Annotated in this window: 5 protein-coding genes; 4 read left to right on the top strand and 1 reads right to left on the bottom strand. The window is 50.1% G+C overall.

Going from position 1 to position 8081, the window contains the following annotated elements; translation table 11 throughout:
* The 3 genes from ACO0LD_RS29875 to ACO0LD_RS29865 form a co-directional block, all read left to right on the top strand.
* Positions 1-431: DUF4214 domain-containing protein (locus ACO0LD_RS29875; protein ID WP_423012827.1), on the top strand; the 431-nt coding region annotated here is incomplete at its 5' end.
* A gap of 473 nt (positions 432-904) precedes the next feature.
* Positions 905-3676, top strand: a complete 2772-nt coding sequence (locus ACO0LD_RS29870; RefSeq protein WP_423012825.1) for a beta strand repeat-containing protein — start codon at positions 905-907, stop codon at positions 3674-3676.
* A 96-nt stretch (positions 3677-3772) separates the two neighbouring features.
* Positions 3773-4915: an OmpA family protein gene (locus tag ACO0LD_RS29865; RefSeq protein WP_423012824.1), complete on the top strand. Its 1143-nt coding sequence runs from the start codon at positions 3773-3775 to the stop codon at positions 4913-4915.
* Between the two features lie 96 nt (positions 4916-5011).
* Here the strand turns inward: ACO0LD_RS29865 and glnE are convergent, their stop codons facing one another.
* Positions 5012-7741: a bifunctional [glutamate--ammonia ligase]-adenylyl-L-tyrosine phosphorylase/[glutamate--ammonia-ligase] adenylyltransferase gene (gene glnE / locus ACO0LD_RS29860; RefSeq protein ID WP_423012822.1), complete on the bottom strand. Its 2730-nt coding sequence runs from the start codon at positions 7739-7741 to the stop codon at positions 5012-5014.
* Between glnE and ACO0LD_RS29855 the strand changes: the two genes are divergently transcribed.
* Positions 7640-7897 (top strand): hypothetical protein, encoded by a 258-nt coding sequence (locus ACO0LD_RS29855; protein WP_423012829.1) that lies wholly within the window; start codon positions 7640-7642, stop codon positions 7895-7897. The genes glnE and ACO0LD_RS29855 overlap by 102 nt on opposite strands.
* The last annotated feature ends 184 nt before the right edge of the window (positions 7898-8081 follow it).

Here is an 8081-nt window from a genome sequence, read left to right as displayed (position 1 = left end):
GTGATGGTCTGGCTTACTGGATGCAGGCGCAAAAAGATGGCATGAATCTCTCCAAGATCAGTGCGTCCTTTGTGTCGAGTGCGGAGTTCCAGAAGACTTATGGGGCGCTGGACAATACGGCCTTTGTGGACCGGGTTTATCAGAATGTGCTGCACCGTAGTTCAGATGCGGCAGGCAAGGCTTACTGGCTGGGACAACTGGGGAATGGATTAAGCCGTGGCGATATGCTGGCGGGCTTTACAGAGTCGACCGAGTTCAAGGCCAATTCGCAATCCAAAGTGTCATTGACGCTGGATTACATCGGTCTCTTGGGGCATGCGCCGGATCAGGCGACCTTTGATGCTTTGCTGAGTCAATCGGGTACGGATGTGGTCACGCTGATTGGGCAGTTTATTAATTCGCCTGAGTATTTGGCCAGGTTTATGGCCTGAACCTGAATCAGTCAATATACAAAGCCGCCGGGGAGAGAATCCCCGGCGGCTTTTTTCATTTGATGCGCGTAAGAAAGTATCATCACCAGAGCATCGTTCCAGACGCGCAAGATACTTGTAACTGTTGTTTAAAAAAACAATGAGAAATTCAATTGGATTTTTGTGCGCTATCGCACAGATCGCCCATCATGAAAAGAGAGATAAGGGATGCTTGATACCTTACTCAAGCAGAAATTGCCTGGTCAATCTGTCAAAGTCGGACGGATAAAGACTGCCTCCCCCATGTGAAACCAATGTAACCAATGAATCTAATCCTGGTTATTCATTTCACCTCAAGGTCGCTTTCTGAAATATGAAAGAAGCACCGTATTGCGGCCACACCGAAATTACTCGGCACCGGTTTCACCTGATTAAAAAAGGCAAAAATGAATATCCTACAGCGCTACCTGAGGCCGCTTGCATGCGTCTCTGCAATGCTCATCACATCATTCATTGCCGGTTGCGGCGGTGGTGATCAAGGCCGTGATCCGATTTTGGGATTGCCGTCGACCACTCTGTCTACACTTACCGTCAGTCCTGCAACTGCCACCGTAGCAAGTGGTGGTATGCAACAATTTGTGGCTACAGCAACCTTTGCCGACGGTGTTTCCCGTGATGTCACGACGGCTTCCGTGTGGAGTTCTGGCAGCCCAGCGATAGCTAGTGTCGTCAGTGATACCGGCGTTGCTAAAGGCCTGGTGAGTGGATCGGCGATTATCACCGCCAGCTTCGGTGGCAAACTTGCTTCTGCTACTGTGACAGTGTCACCTGCATCTCTGCAGTCGATCAGCCTGCTTCCGGCAAATCCTTCTTTAGCTGTTGGTGGCAAGCAGCAATTCACGGCGATGGGAACTTACTCTGATGGCACCACCAGTGACATTACAGCGATCTCCAGCTTTACGTCAGCCACGCCTGCATCGGCCACGATCAGCAGCACTGGATTAGCGACAGGTGTAGCAGTCGGTTCAACTGTCATTAGTGCAGCGTCAGGTGCAAGGACGGCATCGACCTTGCTGACCGTGACACCGGCAAGCTTGCTCTCCATTGCTTTGACGCCAGCTAATCCGACTATGCAAATAGGTACGACGCAACAGCTGACTTCTACGGCTAAATATTCAGATGGTAGCAGCGTGAATGTGACGGCGGCGACCAGCTTCAGTTCTGCCACACCTGCCAATGCAACAGTCTCGACTGTCGCAGCCAGCAATGGCCTGGTGACTGCAATTGCTACTGGCCCCTCTGTTATTACGGCGACGTTTAATGGCATGAGCACGACAACCACAATCAACGTCAGCTCTGCCGTGCTGCTTACTATTACCGTGATACCACCTAATGCTAATGTTGCGGTTGGCAGTACCCAGCAATTTGTCGCCAGTGGCGGTTATTCTGACGGAAGTACAGCAAACATCAGCAATGGTGTGACCTGGGCGACAAGCTCACCCTTGGTTGCAACTATCTTGCCAAATGGTCTTGCTACTGCTGTGGCTACCGGCCCTGCACTTATCACAGCAACGCTGGGTGGTAAAACAGGTTCTGCCGCATTGACTGTCGTACCTGCGGTTACTTTGAACTCTATTGCGATCACCCCCGTCACTGCAAATCTGGCGATAGGTTCTACCCAGGCATTTGTAGCGATTGGTACTTACTCTGATGCCAGCAATGTCAATGTGACGAATTTGGTTACCTGGAGTTCCGGCAGCAGCTCGGTTGCAAGCATATTGTCGACCGGTGTAGCAACTGGTGTGACGGCGGGTACATCGGTGATCACGGCAAGCCTCAATGCTAAATCTGCGACAGCCACACTCACAGTCGTATCCAGCCCGGCCCTGACTTCGATTTCCATTGCCGCACCGCCTGCAAGCATGCTTGTTGGCGCTACACAGAATCTGGTGGCAACAGGCAATTACTCAGATGGCAGTACCGCCAATATTACAAACACCATCACTTGGAGTTCTGGTGCAAGTACGATTGCAACGGTAAATGCAAGTGGGCTGGTGACTGCAGTCTCTCCTGGTACTACACCTGTTGTGGCGATATCTGGCACTAAATCTACTTCAGTGACGATTAATGTGTTGCCCGTCGCAACTTTAAATTCCATCACAGTGACCCCAGCCTCGCCAAGCATAGCTGTCAATGGCGCACAGAGTCTGGTCGCTACGGGTAGCTTTGCAGATGGCAGCAGCCTTAACATCAGCAATTCTGTCAACTGGGCTTCCGCCAATGTGGCAGTTGCCTCGGTATCAGCAACGGGAGTTGCGAATGGCTTGTCTGGTGGTACGGCGGCTATTACCGCCAGTTTTGCGGGCAAGCTGGGTAGTGCCAGCGTAACAGTCACGTCGGCTGTTACTCTGACAGGCATTACGCTTGCGCCAGTCAATGGCTCAGTACCTGTTGGATCATTGCAGCAATTTACGGCGACCGGCACTTACTCAAACGGCACAAGCAATAACATCAGCAGCACAGTAAGCTGGAATTCAAGTGTGGGTAGTGTCGCCAGTATCTCATCCACTGGACAAGCTACGGCACTTGCAGCAGGTGTGACAAATATCACCGCGACGCAAGGTGTGCAGACAGCAAGTACCAGTTTTACCGTGACAGCTGCACCAGTGGCAAGTATCAATCTTGGTGGTGCAGCCAGCTTTGGTGTATTGGCAGGGGCATCGATTACCAATAACTCTGGCGGCATTACCCTGGTAAGTGGCGACGTAGGTTCACCATCGCAAACGGTTGATCCTGTGCAGGCTGCAGGTTTCAGCAACTACAAGTCCGGTGCAATATTGAACACTGCCTTGGCCGACCTGCAAGTCGCCATAGCTGATGCGAATAGCCGCACTTGCACTGTCAATTCCGCCAGCGGCATTGATCTGGGTGGGCAAACGTTCACGCCTGGTGTGTATTGCTATGCCGGTGCCATCACCATCACCGGTACTTTCACGATGAATGGCCCTGGCCTGTATCTGTTTCGCAGTAGTTCTACTCTAAACACGACAGCGAATTCCATCGTTGCTTTAAATGGTGGTGCATCAGCAGCCAGCGTGTTCTGGGTACCTGTATCAGCAACAACCCTGGGTGCAAACAGCGTGTTCAAGGGAAACATCATGGGGCAATCTGCTGCCATCACGATGGGTGATACTGCGACGCTGCAAAATGGCCGGGTATTGTCGGGAAGTGCAGTGACACTTAAAAATAATGTGATAGCACGTTAAACATGTATGAATAGCTGAAAGAGCTCAGAGAGTTCTTTCAGTAAGTCTTTCAATAAACGTTTCAATAAATTCAGGCAAACTCATCAGGAGAAAAATATGGCGCTGCCAAAAAAATTAGTAACACTTAATTTGTTCGCTTGTGCACTTCTTGCTAGTCAACTGGCACAAGCTGATGAACCATGGACCAATCAGGATTGGGCAGATAGTGCGTGGTATCTTGGTGCGGGTGCTGGTCGTGCAAATACCAGCATTGACAAAGACAGACTGGTACGCAGCTTGATGGACAATGGCGCAACTTCGGTGGCATTCGGATCAAACGAGCGTGATACTGCCTTCAAGCTGTTTATGGGCAAGCAAATGAATCGATACTTTGCCATAGAAGCAGGCTACTTTGACCTAGGCAAATTTGGATTCAATGCGACTACTACACCACCAGGGTCTATCAATGGTGAAGTTGGCTTTCGCGGTTTTAATCTGGATCTGGTGGGGCAGTTGCCTTTGTCTGAGCGTTTTTCTTTACTCGGACGTGTCGGCGCAAACTACACCAGGGCTGATGCACACTTCAGCGGTAATCGCCTGTTCGCGATAACAGACCCTAATCCTACCGAGAAAAAGCTGAACCCAAAAGTCGGTGTTGGTCTTGAATATAAATTCACGCAAGCATTGGCATTGCGTGGAGAGGCAGAGCGATATCGGGTCAACGATGCTGTCCATAATCGTGGTGATGTGGATTTTTATTCTATCAGTCTCGTCTACAAGTTTGGCAAGCCGGCTTATGCCAGACCCGTAGCCTATGTAGCACCACCAGTACCTGTGATGCAACAAGATCCCATCCCAGTTACGGTTGCGCAAAATTCGCCTCCACCGCCAAGGCCACAACCAGTATCTGAAAAAATCACCTTCAGTGCAGAAGCCTTGTTCGACTTTGATAAATCCGTGGTCAAACCACTGGGTAAGCAGGCACTGGATGATTTATTGAATAAGCTGCAGGGCATGAATACCGAAGTGATGATTACCGTCGGCCACACTGATTCGGTAGGCAGTGATGAATATAATCAAAAATTATCCATCCGTCGTGCCGAAGCTGTAAAAGCCTATTTGGTGAGCAAAGGTATTGACACTACGCGCGTCTATACCGAAGGCAAGGGCGAAACCCAGCCTATCGCTGATAATAAAACAAGCGAAGGGCGTTCCAAAAACCGTCGTGTGACTGTGGAAGTAGTTGGTTCACGTCGCTAGCAGAAAATAAGGGGATATCTTTATCCACCTTATAAAAATTGCTTAAAAAATGTCGCTCAGAATATAAACTGAGCGGCATTTTTTTGTTCTGCTGGATTAAGCGAACAGGCTATCCCATAAAGCTTTGGTCGCATCCGCTTCTGTGCTGACTCTTTCGCCTTCCACCCTGGCGCGGTCTTCACCCTGCAGCCGTATGCCATGCTGCAATTTGCGGAATAATCTATACGCATCTGAAGTTTGATTGGCCAGTTGCAAATCAATCAGGCCCAGCTCACCGCAGCGTTTTAATAAGGCGATATTGCCTTTGTTGGCTGTTAATTCCGGATACTGGTTTGCATATTTCAATACCAGAAATTGCACGATGAATTCTATGTCTATCATGCCGCCCGCATCTTGCTTGAGGTCAAACAAGTCGCTGCGATTGATATTTGCGTCATGCATTTTTTTACGCATGCTGATCACTTCAGCGCGCAGCTTGTCTATATCTCTTTGCTGGCGCAAGACCTGTTCGCGTATTTGCTCAAACTGTGCGCCTATGCTGGCATCACCAGCGCAAAAGCGAGCACGTGTCAGTGCCTGATGTTCCCATAGCCAGGCTGATTTTTCCTGGTAGCGAGCAAAGGAAGAGACTGAAGACACCAGCAAGCCACTGGCACCATCAGGCCGCAAGGCGATATCGATATCGAAAAGTATTCCTGCCGGAGTGTGGCAGGTCATCCAGGTAATGAAGCGTTGCGCCAGTTTGGCATAATTGGCAGGCGCATCCTGGTCTTCATCTTCATACAGGAAAATCACGTCAAGGTCGGAGGCATAGCCCAGTTCCTTGCCGCCTTGCTTGCCATAAGCGATTACCGCAAAGCTGGGTTCCGCTTTGTGTCTGGTAGCGATAGTTAGCCAGGCAGACTGCAAGACAGCATCGATGATGATGTCCGCCAGTTGCGAGAGTTCATCGGCCAGATGTTCTACGCTGAGCTGGCCTTCCAGGTCTTGCGCCAATAAGCGAAATTGCATGGCATGATGCATTTCACGCAGGGTTTCCATCTGCCTTTCAGTGTCGCCTGCGTGTTGCGCCAGATGCTGTTGCAAATCCAGGCGAAATGCTGGCCAGTCTGGGCGTTGATGGAGTGAAGACTCATCCAGCAATTCATCCAGCAACAGAGGGTGGCGGGTAAGAAATTTGGCAGCCCAGTCAGATGCCGCCATCATGCGTATCACTCGCGCCAGCGCATGCGGGTATTCAGTCAGCAGTGCCAGATAAGCTGCACGGCGGGCAATGGCTTCCATGAAGTCGAGCAGGCGGTTCCAGGCCAGTAGTTGATTGCTGCTTTGTCTGGCGATAATGTTCAGGGCATTGTTGACCAGTGCCACCAGCTTCATGCGACTGGCCTCGGACAGGGATTGCACCTTGGGTGATTGCCATGTCGCCTGCAAGCGCTGGCTAAATGCCGCTGCATCTTGAGCTGAAAATTCCAGACCCGCCAGATGGGCAGCAATCAATTCATCACTATCAGGACTGGACAGGCTGACTGCCAGCATGCCTTGATCATTCTCGCTATTGTTCTCAGCCTTGTCGCGGAAGATTGCATCAAATTGTTCGGCGATGAATTCACGATGAGGGCGTAATTGGTCCAGTAATTCAGCAACACTGGCACAGCCCATCATTTGTGCGATTCTTTGCTGGTCTTCATCCTTTGCCGGGAAGGTATGGGTCTGTGCATCATCCAGATATTGCAGGCGATGTTCCAGATTGCGCAAAAAGGTATAGGAGTCCAGCAGTTTTTCTATGATGGGCGTATCCATGATGCCTTTTTCTGCCAGGGTCTGCAAAGTCAGGCGGGTAGAGCGCTCACGCAGGCTGGCGTCGCGGCCACCGCGTATCAGTTGGAATACCTGCGCCAGAAATTCCACTTCACGTATACCACCGCGTCCGAGTTTGACATTGTTGCTGCGTTCGGGATGTTTGGTTTCCTGACGCACGACTTCTGCCCGGATCTGGGCATGCATGGAGCGCAGGGAATCGATTGCACCATAGTCGAGATAACGGCGATAAACGAAAGGACGGATAATTTTTTCCAGCGCAGCGATATCATCGACATTGCCGGTCATTGCCCTGGCCTTGACCCAGGCATAGCGTTCCCACTCGCGCCCCTGTATCAGGAAATACTCTTCTATCATATTGAAGCTGGCCACCAAGGGGCCAGATACGCCATTCGGGCGCAATGCCATATCGACGCGGAAGCTATAGCCATCTTCAGTCACTTCAGAAATGGCAGCGATAAGTTTTTTACCCAGGCGGCTGAAGTATTCATGATTTGACAGGCTGCGCTGGGTGGAATCTGTCGTCTGTGTTTCACCATCTTCGGCATAGCAAAAAATCAAGTCGATGTCAGAAGAAACATTCAGCTCATAGCCACCCAACTTGCCCATGCCCAATACGATCATGGTTTGTGGCTTGCCACTTTCCTCTCCTATGGGGATGCCATGCATGGCTTGCATTTCAACACTCAGGGCTTGCAGATGTTGCTGTACAACAAAGTCAGCAAACAGACTGATTGTTGTTATAACTTCATCCAGATCGGCCTGGCCGCACAAGTCACGCTTGATCAGGGTACAGACCACCAGTTTGCGCAAGCGGCGCATGGCTTTGTTAAGAGAGGCACCCGCGTATATTTCTTTTTGTAAAAACTGCGCAAAATGCTCCGGGCTCAAGGATAATCCAGAAACTTGTTGCAACTGCTCATTTCGGCTGGCATCTGCCTCCATGCAATGAGTGAAAAAGCGGGAAGCCTGAAGTATTTCGGTGTTCTTGGTGGTACTTGCAGTCATAATGGGGCTGTTCTGGTCAGTGTTGTGATTGATTTTAAGCTATTAGAGCTGCGCAGGGTGGTATTGGCTGCCAGGGCTATGCAGTTGGCTGGAAATAAATTTATACTCCAGGGGAGTATAAATTTATTACAGCTGAAACGCTGGGCTTATACCTGACCACTATGTTGATTGCTGAAATAATATTAGAGACAATAATAAAGACGATGTATTGAATTGTTAGCATGTTAGAAATTTCGGGGTTTTGTGCTTATGCTTCCCGGCATGTGAGGATTTGCGCAAGGGTAATGAAGCTTGCTTAGCGGCAAGTGCATGGTTTTTGCGCAAGTCTTACTTACAAATA

Source organism: Undibacterium sp. Ji83W, assembly GCF_049340385.1.
Classification (GTDB): Bacteria; Pseudomonadota; Gammaproteobacteria; order Burkholderiales; family Burkholderiaceae_D; genus Undibacterium.
The sequence above is the reverse complement of the archived record's forward strand: the minus strand, read 5'-3'. Positions and strand labels throughout refer to the sequence as shown.

Excerpts from the sequence above, each read along its gene's own strand:
- ACO0LD_RS29870 (WP_423012825.1), top strand. The coding sequence starts at position 905 with ATGCTCATCACATCATTCATTGCCGGTTGCGGCGGTGGTGATCAAGGC.
- ACO0LD_RS29865 (WP_423012824.1), top strand. The coding sequence starts at position 3,773 with ATGGCGCTGCCAAAAAAATTAGTAACACTTAATTTGTTCGCTTGTGCA.
- glnE (WP_423012822.1), bottom strand. The coding sequence starts at position 7,741 with ATGACTGCAAGTACCACCAAGAACACCGAAATACTTCAGGCTTCCCGC.